We start from the raw sequence: 17,700 nt of genomic DNA, 5'->3' as shown, positions 1-17,700 counted from the left end.
TCCGCCGGGTTCGGAGCATCCGGCGCGCGATCGCTCGCATAATTATTGCTGACCTCGTGATCGTCCCAGATGGTGAGCCAAGGGAAAGCGGCATGCGCTGCCTGCAATTGCGGGTCCGACTTGTATAGCGCGTAGCGATCACGGAATTCGTAGAGAAGTGAAGGTACGCCGGTTCCATGCTGGCGGACAAGCTCGTTACCGTAGCTGCGTTCGTAGATGTAGTCGCCGAGGTGCACGACGAGATCGAGGTCGCTCCTGGCCATCTCACCGTAGGCGCTGTAGAAACCCTGCTCATATTGCTGGCAGGAAGCGAAAGCGAAACGGAAAGCGTCTCCGCCTTCCGGCGCAGTTCGGGTGCGCCCGACCGGACTTGTCGCATTGCCGGAGCGGAAGCGGTAGAAATACCAACGGCCGGGCTCCAGGCCCTTTACTTCCACATGCACCGAATGCGCGAATTCCGGTACGGCGCGGAAAAGACCGGACTGGACCGTTTTCGAGAACGTCTCGTCCTCGGCGACCATCCACTCAATGTCCATAGGTTCCGCCACCCGCTTCGAAGCAGGGGCAAAAGGATCGGCGGAAGTGATCGCAGACGTATCTTTCAGAATCAGTCGCGTCCAGATGACGACACTGTTCGCCCGCGGCGAGCCGGAGGCGACGCCCAGAGAAAACGGATCAGCCTTAAAACTTGCCGCACGTGCCCGCCCGAGCGGTCGCCAGATGGCCGCAGCCGCAAGTCCGCATGCCAGGAGGCTTCGCCGATCAATGCGTGGCATCGAACAGTCCTTCTCGCACCCTGACGGCCAGGTCCGGTCGATCGGTGGTGATCTGGCGGATCGGCTGCTTCAGCCAAAACGACAGATCATCCGGCTCGTTCGGCACCCAGACGCCCAACTTTTCGGCCGGTATCAAGGCTGACAGCAGGTCCCATTCCTCGGAGAGCAGCGCCTTCTCGACGGCAAGCACGTCGGACACCTGCAGCATGAACTCGACCGACCGTCTCAGGCCTCGAACCTCGACGGACTTATGATTGAGCGAAGAAAGCCGGCGGATATGCGGTGCCACCTCACCGACTTTCTTCAGGACATCACCGTTGAAGCTCGTCAGGAACGCGCGGTGTGCTAGGTCGAAGCGGTCCAGCTCCGCAGTCACCTTGGCTTCAAGACCGTCGTAAGGCTTGCCGCCGGAATCGGCCTTCAGTTCGACGTGCAGTTCGAGGCCGGTGGGCGCGTAGGTTTCCAGCACCTCCTCAAGGGTCGGTATGCATTCATCGGTACCTTTGAGGATGACCGAGCGATATTCGCCGTCGGCAAGATCAGCCACACGGCCGGACCGGTCCGTCGTGCGGTCGAGCGTCGCGTCATGGATGACCAGAAGTTCGCCGGCAGCGCTGAGATGCACATCGAACTCCACGGATTCGACCTCAAGCCCGATGAGATTGCGGAAGCCCGAGAGACTGTTCTCTGCCCAGAGATTGCGGGCGCCGCGATGGCCGACGATGATCGGAGTGGTCATTGGAAATACCTCATTTGCTGGAATCCACCAGGCCCCTGGTGAACCACCGCTGCATCAGGAGAATGACGAGCGCAGGGGGCGCCATGACGAAGAAGGAGGCCGCCATTGCCAAGTGCCAGGCGGGCTGGGCATCAGCCACCGGGATCAGGTCCTTCAGTCCGATCATCGCAGTGTACATCTCCTTTTCGGTGGTGAAGAGCAGGGGCCACAAATACTGGTTCCAGCCATAGAGAAAGAGGATGATCGACAGCGCCGCGATATTGGAGCTGGACAGCGGCAGCAGCACGTCGCGGAAGAACTTCAACGGACCTGCGCCATCGAGCTTGGCCGCCTCGCAAAGCTCGTCCGGCACGGTCAGGAAGAACTGGCGAAACAAAAAGGTCGCGGAGGCCGACGCGATCAGGGGTAGTATGAGGCCGCCATAGCTGTTGATCATGTTCCACTGCAGGGCGGCATCGAGTTGATAGCCGGTGGTACTTGCGAGGAACCCGGTCAAGCCGATCGCTCCGAAGAAGGACCGAAGCGGCCCTCCGGCATCCGCCACAGCCTCATAGGTCGGGATGATACGCACTTCGACCGGCAGCATCAGCGAGATGAAGATCAGCCAGAAAGCCGTCATACGGAAGGGAAAGCGGAAATAGGTGACCGCAAAACCGGCAATGACCGAAACAGCAAGCTTGCCAACGACGATGCCAACCGTGACGATAATCGAATTGAGGTAGAGTCGCCCGAAATCGCCCTCCATCCACGCAGTAACCGTGTTTTCGACGAAATGATCGCCCGGTACCAGCGGGAACGGGACCTGCTGCACCTCACCGACTGTGAGCGAGCCGGCAACAAAGGCGAAGTAGAGCGGCAGGCAGACGGCCGCGGCGCCGATCAGAAGCACCACATGGCAGAACAGGGAAAGCCAGATATGCCGTTCGACCATGGTCACACCTGATAGTTGACTTTGCGCTCGACGGCGCGGAACTGCAAGACCGTGAAGAGGACGGCGATCGCCATCAGCACCACAGATTGGGCGGCGGAAGAGCCGAGATCGAGCTGGCGGAATCCGTCCTGGTAGACCTTGTAGACGAGCGTGTTGGTGCTGCCGGCCGGGCCGCCATGGGTGATGACGTCGATGATACCGAAGGTCTCGAAGAGGCCGTAAACGAAATTCATCACGATCAGGAAGAAGATCGTCGGTGCGGCCATCGGCAGCGTGATTGTCAGGAAACGCCGAACAGGCCCTGCGCCGTCAATCGCGCCGGCCTCGATGACGGAGGCGGGCACCGCGAGAAAGGCCGCGACGAGGAAGATGTAGTCGTAACAGACATGCTTCCAAATTGCCGCCACCGAAACCAGAAGAAGCGCATCGGACGGGCGGCGGTTCGGATCCCAGGCATATCCGAGCTCGTCCAAGATCTGCGCCAGCGGCCCGACGGTCGGGTTGAAGAGAAACGCCCAGAGCACCCCGGAAATCGCCGGTGCGATGGCATAGGGCAAGAGGATGACGCCTTTGTAGATCGCCCGGCCGCGCATCACCTGATCGGTGGCAAAGGCGAAAAGGCAGGCGACAAAGAGCGTCACGAAACATTGGACCGTCGTGAACCACAAGGTCAGCACCGCGCTGTCGCGGTATTCCGGGCTCGAAAACAGCGTGGTGAAATTATCAAGGCCGACGAAGATCATCGTCGCCCCGAAGGGATCCACCTGCACGAAAGCGAGTGACAACGCCTTCCAGGTGGGGATGAAGAAGAAAAAGAGCAGGATGAGAAGCTGCGGGGCCAGAAGGCCCGCTGCCAACCACGGGCGCCGGAAATGCGAGGCCTTCAACCCGGTTTCCGACGAACTGAGCAGCGAGCCCAGCTTGAGCCGCAGCGGGAAACGAAGGCGCGTCGCCGCGCCCTCGCTCAACCTCATGGCACTACTTGCCGGCATGGAGCTTCTCGTACTGGCGCAGGATTTCGTTGCCGCGCTTGACGGAGCTGTCGAGCGCTTCCTGCGGTGCCTTCTTGCCGGTCCATACGGCCTGCATTTCCTCAAGCAGGATCGCGGTCGACTGATTGTGGTTGCCGAAGCGGAAGCCACGGGAATTGTCGGTCGGTTCGCCGCGGGAGAGCTGCTCGATAGCAACCTCACGGGTCGGATGATCCTTGAAATAACCTTCCAGCTTCATCTTCGCATAGGCGGCGTTGGTGACCGGCACATAACCGGTCGCCTTGCTCCACCATTCCTGCACGTCGGGTTGAGCGACATAGTTGAAGAAAGCGGCAACGCCTGCCTGAACCTCTTCCGGCTTGCCCTTGATCGCCCAAAGCGCGGCGCCGCCGATCGTGCTGTTCTTCGGCTGGACGCCTTCCTCATGCGGCATGACCGCGGCGCTCCACTTGAACTTGGCATCTGCCTCGACGGCCGAATGGCTGGCCGTGGAATTGATGATCGATGCGCAGGTGCCCGAGGTATAGAGGCTGATCGGCGCCACGCCCTGACCGGCGATCTTCAGCACGCCGTCATCGATCCACTTCTTCAGCCGCGCGACCTGCCCGACGACGGAAGTCCTGTTGTAGACGAATTCGGTGTCGAGGCCGCCGTAGCCATTGGCCTTGGTTCCGAACGGCTGATCGTTGATGGCCGAATAATTCTCGATCAGGCTCCACTGGAAATCGCCCGGCAATGCCATGGGGCAGTCGGTGACCTTCTTTTCCTTCAGCGCATAGAGCTGCTTTTCAAGCCCCTGCCAAGTATCGGCGGGCGCGTCGAAGCCAGCAGCCTTGAAGGCATCGGCATTGTACCAGAGGATCGGCGTCGAGGAATTGAAAGGCAGCGCCGCCGGCTTGCCGTTGACGATGTAAAAACCTGCCACCGGCTTTACGAAATCGCTCCAGTCGATCTTATAGCCCTGCTTGGCCATCAATTCGTCCGCCGGGATAATGGCGCCAGATTTCAGCATGGTCATGAAACCGCGCTCCGCCGACTGAAGGATAGCCGGCTGCTGATTGACGCGGTAGGCGGCAACCATGGCCGCCATCGTCTCCTCGTAGTTGCCCTTGAACGTGCCGACGACCTCATACTTGTCCTGCGACTTGTTGAAGTCGGAGATCAGTTGCTGCACCGTTTCGCCAAGCTTGCCGGAGATGGCATACCACCATTCGATCTTCACGCGTTCCGCCGCGGAAGCACCGGCCGCGCCCATCAGCAACGCACCGGCGGCAAGCAGGCTGGCAACCGATTTCATATATGTCGAAGCCATGTCTCGGATCCTTCTATCGGGTCTTTTTTCATGACCCGCCTTGTTTCGGTTCTGGCCATCACCATCCGTCTGGGTTAGCCATGACATGCAGGTTTATGTTACATATGTTACATCGTTGTGACGTTTGTGCAAGCGGGTGGTGGGATATGGAACATCGTGAGTTGATGGTGCGGGCTGCATGGCTCTACCACGTAGAGGGACTTACCCAGCAGCAGATCGCCGAGCGGATGAACATCACCCGGCGGCGGGTAAACGAAATCCTGTCGGAAGCCCTGGAAACCGGCGTTGTAAGAATCAGTTTCGATTCCGCGCTCTCCGAAAGCGTCGAATTGGAGGTGAAGCTGCGCAAGCGTTTTGCGCTCAGGGACGCGGTCGTGGTTCCGACCCCGAATGAGACGGCTCTCCTGCATTCGGTGCTCGGACGGGGCGCCGCGGGCTTCCTCGGCCGACTGATCCAGACGCAGAAGCCGGCGTCCATCGGCATCGGCTGGGGCTCGACGCTCCGCGAGACGATCCAGCACATGCCGTCGCTCAACGAGCCGCAGATCAAGGTGCGCTCGATGATGGGCGGTCTTACCCACGGCTCCGAAATCAACACATTCGAGATCGTTCGCGGCTTCGCCCAGGCGATCAGCGCCCAATGCCGCTATTTCGCCGCGCCGATTTATGCGGAAAGCCCCGAATCCCGCGAGGCCATCATATCTCAGACGGTCTTTCAGAGGACTTTCAGGCAGATCTGCGACGTGGACGTGGCCTATTTGAGCGTCGGCGACGTATCGCAGCAATCGCTGCAGGTGCGCTATGGCCTGCCCGAAGGGATGAGCGAGGAAATTCTCCAGAAGGCCGGCGCGGTGGGCGATCTGATGGGCCGGTATCTCAACGCCTCGGGGCAGGAAATCGACCACCTGCTGAATCGGCAGGTGCTCTCACCGGAACTGGATGACTTCCGTCGCATCGGCTGCCGCATTGTCGCTTCCGGCGGCGCACATAAGCACAAGATTCTTCACGCGGTAGCGCAAAGCGGCCTTGCCAACATACTGATCACCGATGCCGACAGCGCCCGGGCGATCCTTGCCTAGATATTGCGCCGACATCGTCAATGCGCTGATCAGGCTTTCTGTACCCCGTAGACATCGTCGCTCGCAGCAAAGGAATGCGCAAGCTCGGTGAGGATGTCGTTGACCGCGAGCGCGGGCTCAGACAGCGGGAACTGGTCTGAAACGCAGAGCGATATCTTCACGTTCATCGACGGCTTAACGATCCTGAGTACGGCGACCTGTTCGTCGGAGTCGCGCACCGCATTCGCCGCAGACCACGGTAGAATCGTCGAGCCTATGCCGGCACTAATAGCGCGAGCCATCGTGGAGAGAGATTCGATTTCGGCAATCAGTTTAGGCGCGAGGCCCACCCGTCTAAACGTCGTATCGACGACCTTGCGGACCGTATGTATCGCGGTCGGAAGCATGAGGTCGAGCTCTGCGAGCTGCTCCACCGTGATTTCGTCCTTGCCGTCTATACGCTCGACATGGCTAGAGGGGGCCACTGCGAACAGGTTCTCGTTAAGCAACGGCTCGAAGGTCACACCGCGGATCGGGCCCGCATCGTAGATGAAGGCGACGTCGAGCTTTCCCGTCATGATCATCTCGCTGATGACGCCACCGAAATTCTCGTTGATGTGCAGGAGGATGTTCGGATAGCGGGCACGAACGGTCTGCAACAGGGGCAACGCCAGCACCGACGCCGTGCTGAAGGGTGCGAGGCCGACGGACACGCGTCCGGCGACCACATTACCCGAGGCGCTGATATCCGCCTGGGCCTGGTCTATCTGGCGTAGGATCATCTGGGCGTGACGGTAAAGCGCGCGCCCGGCCTCCGTCGGCACGACGCCCTGTTTCGAGCGGATCAGCAGCTTCTTCCCGAACTGGCTTTCCAGCGAGATGATCTGCTGGCTCAGTGCCGGCTGCGCAATATGCAGGATGGCGGAAGCCCGCGTCAGGCTGCCGATATCGACGATCTTTACGAATGCCTGTAGCCGGCGTGTATCCAACGGGCAGCTTCCTCCAAAACCTGCTTGCAGTGTAGCAATCAACGCTGTCGCCGCCTATGCCAAGCTTCTGTTTTGGCGGAACTATAACAAATGCCGATCACCCCATATGCAAGTGATCTTTTGCAGCGTCGGGAGACAGGGTTAGCGTGATCGTCAGCAACAGATGCGAAGGACGAACCACGGATGGCATTCTCGGATTATAACACCGCACTGGTAACCGGCGCGTCGACCGGTATGGGCGCCGTTATCGTGGAGCGCCTGCGGCGCGAGGGGCTGGAAGTCCATGCGCTGGCGCGCAATGCGCAGCGGCTGAATGCGCTGGCGGCGAAGTGCGGCTGCATTCCGCATGTGGTCGATGTTTCGGACACCAAGGCTCTGACATCGGCGGTCGGGGGCCTGAAGATTGACATCCTCGTCAACAATGCAGGTGTTTCGCGCACCGGCAACATCTTGACGGCAGATGAGTTCGCGATCGATGAACAGATCGAGGTCAACATCCAGGCGGTGCTGCACCTCGTGCGCCTGCTGATGCCGGGCATGGTCGAACGTGACCTCGGGCATATCGTCAACATCAGTTCGATCGCCGCGGTCTACAATTTTGGCGGCAACACCATCTATCACGCGACCAAGGCGGCCGTGCACCAATTGTCGCGGCAGCTTCGAGTCGATGCCTACGGCAAGCGCGTCAGGGTCACCGAGATCTGCCCCGGCCGGGTGGAAACGGAAATTTTCGGGCGTCTGCTCGGCGACATGGAGGAGGCGCAGCGTCAGTTCTACGACGGCTACGAATCCCTCAAGCCGGAAGACATTTCCGATGCCATCGCCTTTGCGATCGATGCTCCGCGGCATGTGAACATCGGCCATATCGAGATCCTGCCGACCTTCCAGGTCCCAGGTGGTCTAAACTTTGAAAGGCGGTCCGGCGACTGAACACCAGCCGGGAGGCAAACGACTTACAAAAAGGGGAAAGGAACATAAAAATGTCCGTCAGCAAACGTCAGTTCATTCGCTCGGTCGCAGCCGCGGCCCTGCTCCTATCGTCGGCCCTTCCATCCATGGCGGAGATGCAGATCAATCTCTCCGATGTGCTGCCGGAAGGCAATTTCATGGTGAAGAACGCGATCCGCTTCGCCGATGTTGTCAAGGAAGCCACCAAGGGTGAGATCGTCATTTCGGTGAAGCCGGGCGGTTCGCTCGGCTTCAAAGGGCCGGACCAGCTCACGGCCGTGCGGGATGGGCTCGTCGAGATGGCGGACATCAACATCTCCCAGCAGGTCGGCGTCAATCCGCTGTTCGGCGCTGAGGGAATTCCTTTTCTCGTCAGCTCAATGGAGGAGTTGAAGAAATATCACGCGATCATTCGCCCGGTTTTCGAGAAGATCGCCGAACAGAACAACCAGAAGATCCTCTACATGGTGCCGTCGCCGGCTCAGTACGTCTATCTGAAGGTCGCGGTCGACAATATCGAGGGGTTCAAGGGCATTCCGGTCCGCGGCGCCGACAAGAACACGGTCGATATCGTCAATGCACTCGGCATGGCCGGCGTGGCGATGCCCTGGGGTGAACTCATCCCGGCCCTGGCGTCCGGCCGCGTTGCGGGCGTCGCCACCTCCGCCACCTCGGGAGTCGACGGCAAGTTCTGGGAGTTCCTGGACTACATCTACCCGACGAACCACACCTGGGGTTCGAACATGGTGACGATCAACCTCGACATTTGGAACAAGATTCCGGACGACCAGCAGGCGGCGATCGAGAAGGCTGCCCGTGATCTGGAGCCGGAATTCTGGGGCATCTCCCGCCAGGGCGACCTTGACAGCATCAAGATCATGTCCGACCAGGGCATGAAGCTCGCCGATATTTCCCCGGAGATGCGCGCAACCATGGTCGAACGGGCCGAGGCTCTGCAGAAGGCATTCATCGAGCGAGTTCCGGATGCGGCTCCTCTCGTCGAGCAGTACAAGGCCTCGGTCAAGGCGAACTGAGATGGCACAGACGCCAGCTCCCGCAAGCGGGACGGGGCGCGAAAATGGACTGGTGGTCGCGCTTCAACGCGCGGCCGATCACCTCTCCGTTGCCGGCGCCCTGCTCGCGGCCGCATGCATCGTCGCCTTGACCTTCCTTGTCTTGGCTGAGATTGCAGTTGCCTTGCTGTCGAAGATCATTCCCACCATGCCAAATAGCATTCACGTGGGTTGGGAATACAGCGCCTATCTGATGGGCGCCTCCTTCCTACTGGGTGCCGGCATGACCCTTCGGGCCGGCCTGCAGATCAGGGTCGAGATGCTGATGCGTGCAGGCCATGGCCGATATGCCCGAGTGCTGGAAGGCATTTCCAGTGCGCTGGGCTCCGCCGTTTCAGCCTTCATGGCCTATACGCTGGTAGAATTCACGCTCAGGACCTACCGCTTCGGCGAGGTGTCGCAGGACAGCCTGACACCGCTTTGGATACCGCAGGCGGTTCTGGCGCTGGGCGCCATCATTCTTGCCGCGCAAATGGTCGCGCGGACGCTGACATGCCTGGCCGGCCATGCCGTCGACCGTCCGGATCTCGGTGCTGCCACCGCCATCGAAGGATAGGCCCCATGCCGCAGCCTTTCCAGGCGCGGCCAGATGGAGAATTTTGACATGACTGCTGTTATGGGAAGCCTGTTCGGATTTCTGTTCGGATTCCTGGCCATCGGCGGATGGATCGGTATCGCGCTCCTGGCGACGGCGCTCGGCCTCGGCTTTCTCTTCATGACGGCGCCGATGGGTCGGCTGTTGCCGCAATATGCATTCAACATCTTGACGACGCCAGATCTCGTCGCGCTCCCGCTCTTCGTCCTGATGGGCGAGTTCCTGTTCCGTACAAAGCTCTCCAAGGCATTGTTTGCCGGGCTCGCGCCCTGGGCCGGACTGCTGCCGGGCCGGCTCCTGCATGTGAATATCATCGGATGCTCGATTTTCGCCGCCATTTCGGGTTCGTCTGCGGCGACCACGCAGGTGGTCGGCCGCATGACGCTGACCGAATTGCTGCGTCGCGGCTACTCGCCGGATATCGCCATCGGCAGTCTGGCCGGGGCCGGCACGCTCGGATTTCTCATTCCACCCTCGACGGTTATGATCATTTACGGCGTGCTGGCGGAAGAATCTGTCCTGCGGCTGTTCACGGCGGGGTTCATTCCCGGTATCCTGCTGGCGGGGACGTTCGGTGCCTGGATCATGATCCACACGACCCTTCGCAAGGACATGGTGCCGGAAAGCGAGCGAGCCCTGCGTCATATGCCGCTTTCACAGCGAATCGGCGCGTTGAAGGAGCTGTGGCCGGCCCTGTTCCTGATCCTGTGTGTGCTAGGGTCAATGTATGGCGGGTTAGCCACGCCGACGGAGGCGGCGGCCCTCGGCGTGCTCGGTGCCTTCGCTCTCTCCTGGGCACAGGATGCGCTGTCTGCAAAAGTCCTGCGCGATATCGCGCTCGGCGCGGTGCAGACCTGTTCCGTGATGGGCATGATCATTCTCGGTGCGACGGTGCTCGGCAATGTCAGCGCCACGCTGGGCATCCCCGATGTGGTCGCGGCGACCGTCTCGGCCTGGGAATTGTCGCCCATCACCCTGATCATCGCGCTCATGGTGCTTTACCTGATCCTCGGCACGGCGCTCGAAGGCTTCTCGATGATCGCCACGACCCTGCCGGTCGTCCTGCCGATTGTCGAGCAGGCCGGTTTCGATAAGGTCTGGTTCGGCATCTTCATTGTGTTGGTGGTCGAGATGGCACAGATCACGCCTCCGGTGGCCTTCAATTTCGCGGTGATCCAGAACATAACCGGACGCGGAACGGGCTACATCGCCCGCGTGACCATGCCCTATCTGCTGATCATGATGGGTTTCGTGGTGTTCCTGGCGCTATTTCCCGAAGTTGTAACCTTCCTCCCGGACCTGATCCTGAATTAAAGTTGTCCACGCATTCGGCAAGCGGAAGGGGCAAGTCCATGACCCGCCCCTTATTCATTCCACAAGGTGGAAACGGTGAAGGTTCACTCGTCTGTGGTCAGGCCCTTGGCGGCGAGCACCCCGGCGAGATTGCTCACCTCGATCACGGTATTGCCGGCCTTGTAGGCGGCGATGTAGCCAGCTTCCGCTTCTTCGCGCTGCTGCGACTTGACTGCGACGGCGGCGGCATCTTCGCGACGGATGACGACGACGCCATCGGCATCGCCGCGCACCACATCGCCCGGACGAATCAACTCGTCACCGACGACGATATCGGCATTGATCTGGCCAAGCGTCTCCTTGACGGTTCCCTTGACGCAGACGCTGAGCGAAAACACCGGCAGGCCGAGCTTGATCAGGTCGGCAGTGTCGCGGACGCCCGTGTCGGTCACAACCGCCTCGATGCCTTTTGCCAGGCAGGCATTGGCAAGCACGTCGCCGAAGGACCCGGCCTCCTCATATTCCCCGGCCGACACCACGATCACGTCGCCGGCCTTGGCGTAGTGGATAGCGACCTGGAGCATGATGTTGTCACGTGGCGCGCATTTCACCGTGAAGGCGGTGCCACAGAAGGACATCGCGCGGTCGACAGGCTTTATGCGGGAGCTCAGTGCGCCGAGACGTCCCTGTGCCTCGTGGATGGTGGCGACGCTGTGCCGCGACAGGGCGGCGACGCTTTCCGGCGACGCGCGTTCGATTTTTGTCCGGACGTGGACCATGGCTTTCCTCCTTGTGAAAAGGGACCGGTCATCCGGTCCCCAAGATTGGTTCGATGTTCCGGCGGTCTCAGGACAGGGCTGCGCAGGCCTTGGCGATCAAGGCGCAGGCCTTTTCGATCTGCGCCTCCGACGTGGCGATCGACAGCCGGAAATAGGGTGAAAGGCCATAGGCGGCGCCCTGGATGGCCGCGACCCCGCAGTCGAGCAGGTAGAGCACGAAGTCGAGGTCGTTGGTGATCTTTCGCCCGTCGGGGGCGGTCTTGCCAATCAGGCCGGCGCAGTTGACGAAGAGATAGAATGCACCTTCCGGAGCCGTGCAGGAAATACCGTCGATCGCATTCAGGCGTTCGACCGCGATGTCCCGGCGGCGGCGATAGGCCGCGACGCTGTCGATAATGAAAGCCTGGTCGCCGTCGAGTGCGGCCGCGGCCGCTGCCTGGCTGATGGAGGACGGGCAGGACGAAATCTGCGACTGGAGCTTGTTGACCGCCGCTACCAGCGGGGCGGGGCCGGCTCCATAGCCGATGCGCCAGCCGGTCATGGCGTAGCTTTTCGATACGCCGTTCACTAGGAAGATGCGGTCAACAAGGCTGGGGGCGGCCTCGACCAGGCTGACGGCCTTGCCTTCGCCGAACCAGATCTCGTCATAGATTTCGTCGGTCAAAACCCAGACATGGGGATGGCGCTGAAGCACCGCGGCCAGCGCCTCAAGTTCCGCGCGGGAATAAGTGGCGCCGGTCGGATTGGAAGGCGCGTTGAGAATCAGCCACCGGGTTCTCGGAGTGATCGCTGCCTCGAGGGCTTCCGGTTTCAGCTTGAAGCCGTCCGCCTCGGGGCAGGTGACGATGACGGGCTTGCCTTCATTGGCCAGCACCATATCGGGATAGGAGACCCAGTAGGGCGCGGGAATGATGACCTCGGCCTGGTTGTCTACTGATGCCATCAGCGCCAGGAAGATGATCTGCTTGCCGCCGCCGCCGGCCGTGATTGCGTCGAGCGGATAGGCGTGGCCCGTATGGCGCTGCAGCCGGCCGGCGATCGCTCGGCGCAGAGCCAGCGTGCCGTTGACCGGCGTATACTTGGTGTCGCCGGCGCGGATGGCGACAATGCCCGCTTCCTTGATGGCGTCGGGGGTATCGAAATCCGGCTCGCCGACGGTCATGTCGACGATATCACGGCCTTCGGCTTTCAATTCCCTCGCTCGGGCTGCGGCTGCGGTGCTCGGAGAAGGCTTGATGCGCTCGACACGCGCTGCGGGCTGGAAGTCGGACATGGATCACCTGCTTGCCGGTTTTGCGGCTTCTGGCTGTGAAAAGAGCAGGGGAATCATAAGATGGGCGGGAAGGCAGGGCTAAGACGGAATCGGTCTGGCGTAATAGTCCCGGCCAATGGACAAGCGGCCGGACCCATCATTAAAAACCGGTCTGACCCCATCATCGAACCGTTATGATAGCGTTTTTGCCAGTCTTGCCTCGTCTCGCAGTGCCATCGAGCGCTGTCCGGCAGGCCCGGCAGAAGCGCAGGTTCCGATGGATATCGAAAGACTCAAGACCGTGATGCAGTGGATGGCGGCCTCGCCGCTCGCCGAGCTGGAATTCACCGACGGAGACCAACATATCCGGCTGGTCAAGGCTGGCTCCGGCATCGTTCAGCCGTCTCCCGCGCCGCAGGCCTCAGGCGACATGGTCCCAGCGGCTGCAGCGCCACCACGGGTCTCCCCGTCCAAGCAGACAGTCGACGCGCCGATCTTCGGGATCGTCCATCTCTCGCCGTCGCCCGACGAACCCGATTTCGTCGAACCCGGGCGTCCCGTGCAGGCTGGCGACACGCTGTGCCTGATAGAGGCGATGAAGGTCTTCACTACCGTGGAAGCGCCGCGCGACGGCGTTATCGCCGAAATCCTGGTCAAGGCCGGCGGCGAGGTAACAATGGGGCAGCCGATTTTCGTGATCGAGGCCAGCGCATCATGACACGTCCGCATGCCCTGCCTTTCTCCAGCGTCCTGATCGCCAATCGCGGCGAGATCGCGTTGCGCATCCAGCGCGCCTGCCGAACCCTTGGCCTGCGCTCTGTCTGCGCCTATTCAGAGTCCGACCGACACGCGCCCTATCTGCAGAGCGCAGATGCCGCCATCTGCATCGGCCCGGCACCCGCAGCCAAAAGCTATCTCAATATCGAGGCGATCCTCACGGCCGCGGAGTTGACGGGCGCGGAAGCGATCCACCCCGGCTACGGCTTCCTCTCTGAAAATGTCGATTTCGCCCAAGCGGTGCATGCGTCCGGGCGCGTCTTCATCGGACCGCCGGCCGAGGCGATCCGCGTCATGGGAAACAAGGTCGCCGCGAAGAGGGCGATGCTCGCCGCTGGCGTGCCCTGCGTGCCGGGCTCCGGCGGTGCCCTGGGGGAGGATGAGGCCGAGACCGCGCGAATCGCTGCCGATATCGGTTACCCCGTCATCCTGAAGGCGGCGGGCGGCGGCGGCGGGCGCGGCATGCGGATCGTTCGTTCGCAGGCGGAACTATTCAAGGCGGTGCAGGTCACGCGGGAAGAAGCACAGCGCTTCTTCGCCAATCCGGATATCTATATCGAGAAGTTCCTGGAACATCCGCGCCATGTCGAAATCCAGGTACTGTGTGACAGCCATGGCGAGGCCGTTTGGCTCAGCGACCGCGACTGCTCGCTGCAGCGCCGGCACCAGAAGGTGATTGAAGAAGCGCCGGCGCCTGATATTGACCGTTCCGCAATTGCCGCGATCGGGGAGCGCTGTGCTGAAGCGTGCCGGCGTATCGGCTATATCGGCGCTGGCACCTTCGAGTTCCTTTTCGAGGACGGGGCCTTCTATTTCATCGAGATGAACACCCGCGTCCAGGTCGAGCATCCGGTCACGGAAATGGTCACGGGCATCGACATCGTCGCGGCCCAGTTGCGCATTGCAGGCGGCGAGCCGCTGGGCCTCCGGCAGCGGGATATCGGCATCTCGGGCCATGCACTAGAATGCCGGATCAATGCGGAGGATCCTTTCACCTTCGCGCCGCGGCCGGGCCTTATTGAAGATCTGGTGCTGCCCGGCGGGCCTGGTGTGCGGGTCGATACCCATGTGACGCGCGGCTACGTCATCCCGTCGAGTTACGATTCCATGATCGCCAAGCTGATCGTGCATGGCGCGACGCGGGCAGAGGCCCTGGCGCGCATGCGGCTTGCCCTGTCGGAGCTTGTCATCGCCGGACCCGCCTGCAACGCGCCGCTGCATGCGGAACTGCTGTGCGATCCGGGCTTTGTCGCGGGGGGCGTCGACATTCACCATCTGGAAAAGCTGCTGGAGAAGAGGGGCATCGCATGAGCGCTTCCGCCGCCAGCCTGGAAGAGCCGCGTATCACACCGCTTGGGTCCAGCGCCATCCTATTCGAAGCGCCGGGCGCATTCGATATCCAGCATCAGAGGCGCATCTGGGCGCTGGCGGATGCCGCCGCAACCTGGGACATGGTCGTCGAGGCGGTGCCCGGCATGACCAACCTGATGCTGATCCTAGCCCGGCCGCCCCGAGATATCGGCGTCTTCGAAACGCTGCTCCGTGACGCCTGGGATATCGGCGACGAAAAGCATGTGGAGCCGACCGTGCTGGAATTGTCCATCGTCTACGGCGGCGAGGGGGGTCCCCATCTGCACGACGTGGCGGAAGGCGCGGGCTTGTCCGTCGCCGAGGTCGTACGCATCCACACCGAGCCAGATTACACCGTCTATGCCGTCGGCAGCCATGCCGGCTATTGCTATCTTGGCGGTCTCGATGCGCGTCTGTTCATGCCCCGTCGCAAGGTGCCGCTGGTTAGCATTCCCGGCGGCTCCCTCTCGCTTGCCGGCATGCAGACCGGCGTTTCGGCCTCCGCCGGACCGAGCGGCTGGCACACGATCGGCCGTGCCGAGATCAGCTTTTTCGACCCGAAACGGCTGCCGCCGGCCTTGATGAAGCCAGGCGATGTCGTCCGGTTCAAGGCGGAGCGCGTCATCGCATGATCGAGATCCTTTCCACGCCTTCGCTAGTCACTATCCAGGATCTCGGCCGCAGCGGCTTCTATCGCTATGGCGTCTGCCGGTCCGGGGCGATGGACAGGCTGGCGCTCGCCATTGGCAACCTGTTGCTGGGTAATGACCGTGGCGCCGCCGGGCTTGAGATCCCGATCCTGCCGCTGCGCCTGCGCTTCAATTCCGACCTGAATTTTTCACTGACGGGGGCGGATTGCGGCGCCATGCTCGGCGACCGGCCATTGCCGCCCTTTTGGGCCACCCGCGCAAAGGCGGAGGATGTGCTCACGCTCAATGCGCCTCGTTCCGGATGCCGCGTCTATCTCTGTGTTGCCGGTGGCATAGACGTACCGGAAGTGCTTGACTCGCGCAGCACGCAGTTGCGCGAGACCTTCGGGGGCATCGAGGGCCGGGCGCTGGCAAAGGGTGATCGCATAGCCGCCGTGGGTAATGACGTCAGGCTTCCTCATGCAGGGGTCGGGACGGTGCCGCCCGCTGTGGCGCTTGCGGCGGCAGGCGATAGCACAACTGCGGTGCGCGTCATCCCGGCGGCCGAGTACGCGGACTACGACGACGCCTCCCGTGCCGCCTTCTGGTCGGCAGACTGGAAGGTGACCGTGCAGAGCAACCGTGCCGGCTACCGGCTGGAAGGTCCCGAGCTAGCGCTGACGCGGCCGCGCGAACTCAGGTCGCATGGGGTAGTGCCCGGCGTCGTCCAGGTGCCGGCCGGCGGACAGCCGATCATCCAGCTGGCCGATGCCGCCACCATGGGTGGTTATCCGAAGATCGGGGTGGTCATCGATGCGGACCTTTGGCGGATTGCCCAGGCCCGGCCGGGTGATGCGCTGCGTTTCGTGGAATGCGACACGGCAGGCGCAGCCGATGCGCATGACGAGACGGAGACATATCTTGCCCAACTGGCAGCTGACGTAGGTCGCCAGCGCCGCCTGGCAACAGCATGGGGTGTCGCATGAGCCTGACGGTGGCCGACCTCGATGACCTCCTTGCCCGCATGATCGCTGCCGGCTTGTCGCATTTGTCCTATTCCGATGGCCGGGCGAGTATTTCGATGCGGCTCGACCCCGCCTCCGCCGTGCCCTTGAGCGCGGTCCCGGCGCCGGCTGTTGCTGAGCCAGAGACGATCTCGACCGCGTCCATGGGGCGCCTTGTCTTCACCCATCCCGGCCGGCCGGAAGATGTCGCGGCCGAAGGTCTCACCATGGGGGCAGGACAGGCCGTCGCTTATGTCGTCTCCGGCCAGGCCATCACCGCTGTCGTCGCGGAAAAACCGGGCTCGCTCGGCAGGAGGCTGCGGGAAGAAGGCGAAATCGTCGGTTACGGCACGCCTGTTTTCGAATTCGTAGCGCATGGCTGACAACAGGGGAGGTGCGGGAATGCGGATCGATATCAATGCGGACCTCGGCGAGGGTTTCGGGCCCTACACGATTGCCGACGACGCGGCGCTGATGCCGCTCATCACGTCGGCCAATGTCGCCTGCGGTTACCACGCCGGCGATCCCGTCATCATGGACCGCACAGTGCGGCTGGCGCTTGAGCATGGCGTCGACCTGGGCGCCCATGTCAGCTATCCCGACCGCATGGGTTTTGGGCGCCGTCCCATGGTCATGGATGCCCGGGAACTGGAAATGCACATCCTCTACCAGCTCGGAGCGTTGCATGCGATCGCCGGGGCCGCCGGACACCGCATCACCCATCTCAATCCCCATGGAGCGTTGGGCAACAAGGCATCGGCCGATCCCGCTATTGCCGAAATTCTGGTCAGGGCGACCTTTTCTTTCGATCCGGATATCCACTTTCTCGTCCTGCCCGGCTCGGCGCTGGAAAAGGAAGCGATGGGCATGGGTATGAAATGCCATCGCCTGTTTCTCGCCGACCGGGCCTATACCGCCGACCGCCAGCTGGCACCGCGCTCCCTGCCGGGAGCCGTCATCAAGGACGAGAGCGCCGTCATGGCGCGCATTCTGCGCCTTCTTCGCGAGGGCACGGTCGAGGCGGTCGACGGTCAGGTCATCGACATGCATGCGCGCTCCATCCTGTTGCATTCGGATACGCCGGGGGCCGTCGCACTGGCGCGAGAAATCCGCCGGTCGCTCGCGGCCGAAGGTGCCGAATTCACCGCGCTGTCCAAACTGCGCGAAGGCTGATTTCCGGCTGCTGCCGGCGACAAGACAAAT

General features: G+C 61.9%; 19 protein-coding genes. 11 read left to right on the top strand and 8 right to left on the bottom strand.

Annotation, left to right across the window (positions count from 1 at the left end; genetic code table 11):
- From C5L12_RS24705 to C5L12_RS24685, 5 genes are all read right to left on the bottom strand, one after another.
- A partial coding sequence (locus C5L12_RS24705) for an alkaline phosphatase D family protein (protein ID WP_205839378.1) occupies nucleotides 1-776 on the bottom strand: 776 nt, incomplete at its 3' end.
- Nucleotides 763-1,515: a glycerophosphodiester phosphodiesterase family protein gene (locus C5L12_RS24700; protein WP_105374712.1), complete on the bottom strand. Its 753-nt coding sequence runs from the start codon at nucleotides 1,513-1,515 to the stop codon at nucleotides 763-765. The genes C5L12_RS24705 and C5L12_RS24700, both read right to left, overlap by 14 nt.
- Before the next feature lie 10 nt (nucleotides 1,516-1,525).
- On the bottom strand, nucleotides 1,526-2,446 hold the full coding sequence (locus C5L12_RS24695) for an ABC transporter permease subunit (protein WP_105374711.1): 921 nt from the start codon (nucleotides 2,444-2,446) through the stop codon (nucleotides 1,526-1,528).
- A 2-nt stretch (nucleotides 2,447-2,448) separates the two neighbouring features.
- Nucleotides 2,449-3,438: an ABC transporter permease gene (locus tag C5L12_RS24690; RefSeq protein ID WP_105374710.1), complete on the bottom strand. Its 990-nt coding sequence runs from the start codon at nucleotides 3,436-3,438 to the stop codon at nucleotides 2,449-2,451.
- Nucleotides 3,425-4,750, bottom strand: a complete 1,326-nt coding sequence (locus C5L12_RS24685; protein ID WP_425350826.1) for an extracellular solute-binding protein — start codon at nucleotides 4,748-4,750, stop codon at nucleotides 3,425-3,427. Before C5L12_RS24685 ends, C5L12_RS24690 begins: the two co-directional genes overlap by 14 nt.
- Nucleotides 4,751-4,896: 146 nt before the next feature.
- Here C5L12_RS24685 and C5L12_RS24680 point away from each other — a divergent pair, with 146 nt between their 5' ends.
- On the top strand, nucleotides 4,897-5,829 hold the full coding sequence (locus C5L12_RS24680) for a sugar-binding transcriptional regulator (RefSeq protein ID WP_105374709.1): 933 nt from the start codon (nucleotides 4,897-4,899) through the stop codon (nucleotides 5,827-5,829).
- Nucleotides 5,830-5,858: 29 nt separating this feature from the next.
- Here the strand turns inward: C5L12_RS24680 and nac are convergent, their stop codons facing one another.
- Nucleotides 5,859-6,797 carry a nitrogen assimilation transcriptional regulator NAC gene (nac, locus tag C5L12_RS24675; protein ID WP_105374708.1) on the bottom strand — a complete coding sequence of 313 codons (939 nt, stop codon included), beginning with the start codon at nucleotides 6,795-6,797 and terminating at the stop codon, nucleotides 5,859-5,861.
- 183 nt (nucleotides 6,798-6,980) lie between these two features.
- On the opposite strand from nac, the gene C5L12_RS24670 reads away from it, so the two are divergent.
- From C5L12_RS24670 to C5L12_RS24655, 4 genes are read left to right on the top strand one after another with little or no spacing between them, the layout of a single operon-like run.
- A complete protein-coding gene (locus C5L12_RS24670) occupies nucleotides 6,981-7,727 on the top strand; it encodes an SDR family oxidoreductase (RefSeq protein WP_105374707.1) in 747 nt (248 codons plus the stop codon).
- Nucleotides 7,728-7,777: 50 nt separating this feature from the next.
- The gene (locus C5L12_RS24665; protein WP_105374706.1) at nucleotides 7,778-8,779 is read left to right on the top strand and encodes a TRAP transporter substrate-binding protein; all 1,002 of its coding nucleotides are present in this window, start codon (nucleotides 7,778-7,780) and stop codon (nucleotides 8,777-8,779) included.
- A 1-nt stretch (nucleotide 8,780) separates the two neighbouring features.
- Nucleotides 8,781-9,374 carry a TRAP transporter small permease subunit gene (locus tag C5L12_RS24660; RefSeq protein ID WP_105374705.1) on the top strand — a complete coding sequence of 198 codons (594 nt, stop codon included), beginning with the start codon at nucleotides 8,781-8,783 and terminating at the stop codon, nucleotides 9,372-9,374.
- Between the two features lie 48 nt (nucleotides 9,375-9,422).
- The gene (locus C5L12_RS24655; protein WP_105374704.1) at nucleotides 9,423-10,727 is read left to right on the top strand and encodes a TRAP transporter large permease; all 1,305 of its coding nucleotides are present in this window, start codon (nucleotides 9,423-9,425) and stop codon (nucleotides 10,725-10,727) included.
- A gap of 83 nt (nucleotides 10,728-10,810) precedes the next feature.
- Here the strand turns inward: C5L12_RS24655 and C5L12_RS24650 are convergent, their stop codons facing one another.
- Together C5L12_RS24650 and C5L12_RS24645 are read right to left on the bottom strand one after the other, a co-directional pair.
- Complete coding sequence (locus C5L12_RS24650; RefSeq protein ID WP_105374703.1) at nucleotides 10,811-11,485, bottom strand: 4-carboxy-4-hydroxy-2-oxoadipate aldolase/oxaloacetate decarboxylase; 675 nt, start codon at nucleotides 11,483-11,485, stop codon at nucleotides 10,811-10,813.
- A 67-nt stretch (nucleotides 11,486-11,552) separates the two neighbouring features.
- Complete coding sequence (locus C5L12_RS24645; RefSeq protein WP_105374702.1) at nucleotides 11,553-12,758, bottom strand: aspartate transaminase; 1,206 nt, start codon at nucleotides 12,756-12,758, stop codon at nucleotides 11,553-11,555.
- A 256-nt stretch (nucleotides 12,759-13,014) separates the two neighbouring features.
- On the opposite strand from C5L12_RS24645, the gene C5L12_RS24640 reads away from it, so the two are divergent.
- From C5L12_RS24640 to C5L12_RS24615, 6 genes are read left to right on the top strand one after another with little or no spacing between them, the layout of a single operon-like run.
- Nucleotides 13,015-13,455, top strand: a complete 441-nt coding sequence (locus tag C5L12_RS24640) for an acetyl-CoA carboxylase biotin carboxyl carrier protein (RefSeq protein ID WP_157949112.1) — start codon at nucleotides 13,015-13,017, stop codon at nucleotides 13,453-13,455.
- On the top strand, nucleotides 13,452-14,825 hold the full coding sequence (gene accC / locus C5L12_RS24635; RefSeq protein WP_105374700.1) for an acetyl-CoA carboxylase biotin carboxylase subunit: 1,374 nt from the start codon (nucleotides 13,452-13,454) through the stop codon (nucleotides 14,823-14,825). Before C5L12_RS24640 ends, accC begins: the two co-directional genes overlap by 4 nt.
- The gene (pxpB, locus tag C5L12_RS24630; protein WP_105374699.1) at nucleotides 14,822-15,496 is read left to right on the top strand and encodes a 5-oxoprolinase subunit PxpB; all 675 of its coding nucleotides are present in this window, start codon (nucleotides 14,822-14,824) and stop codon (nucleotides 15,494-15,496) included. Before accC ends, pxpB begins: the two co-directional genes overlap by 4 nt.
- Nucleotides 15,493-16,479, top strand: a complete 987-nt coding sequence (locus tag C5L12_RS24625; protein ID WP_105374698.1) for a 5-oxoprolinase subunit C family protein — start codon at nucleotides 15,493-15,495, stop codon at nucleotides 16,477-16,479. The genes pxpB and C5L12_RS24625 overlap by 4 nt, the downstream gene beginning before the upstream one ends.
- On the top strand, nucleotides 16,476-16,880 hold the full coding sequence (locus C5L12_RS24620; protein ID WP_105374697.1) for a hypothetical protein: 405 nt from the start codon (nucleotides 16,476-16,478) through the stop codon (nucleotides 16,878-16,880). The genes C5L12_RS24625 and C5L12_RS24620 overlap by 4 nt, the downstream gene beginning before the upstream one ends.
- 19 nt (nucleotides 16,881-16,899) lie before the next feature.
- The gene (locus C5L12_RS24615; RefSeq protein WP_105374696.1) at nucleotides 16,900-17,670 is read left to right on the top strand and encodes a LamB/YcsF family protein; all 771 of its coding nucleotides are present in this window, start codon (nucleotides 16,900-16,902) and stop codon (nucleotides 17,668-17,670) included.
- Nucleotides 17,671-17,700: the final 30 nt, after the last annotated feature.

This window comes from Neorhizobium huautlense (assembly GCF_002968575.1).
In the GTDB taxonomy this organism is placed as follows: Bacteria; Pseudomonadota; Alphaproteobacteria; order Rhizobiales; family Rhizobiaceae; genus Neorhizobium; species Neorhizobium huautlense.
The sequence above is the reverse complement of the archived record's forward strand: the minus strand, read 5'-3'. Positions and strand labels throughout refer to the sequence as shown.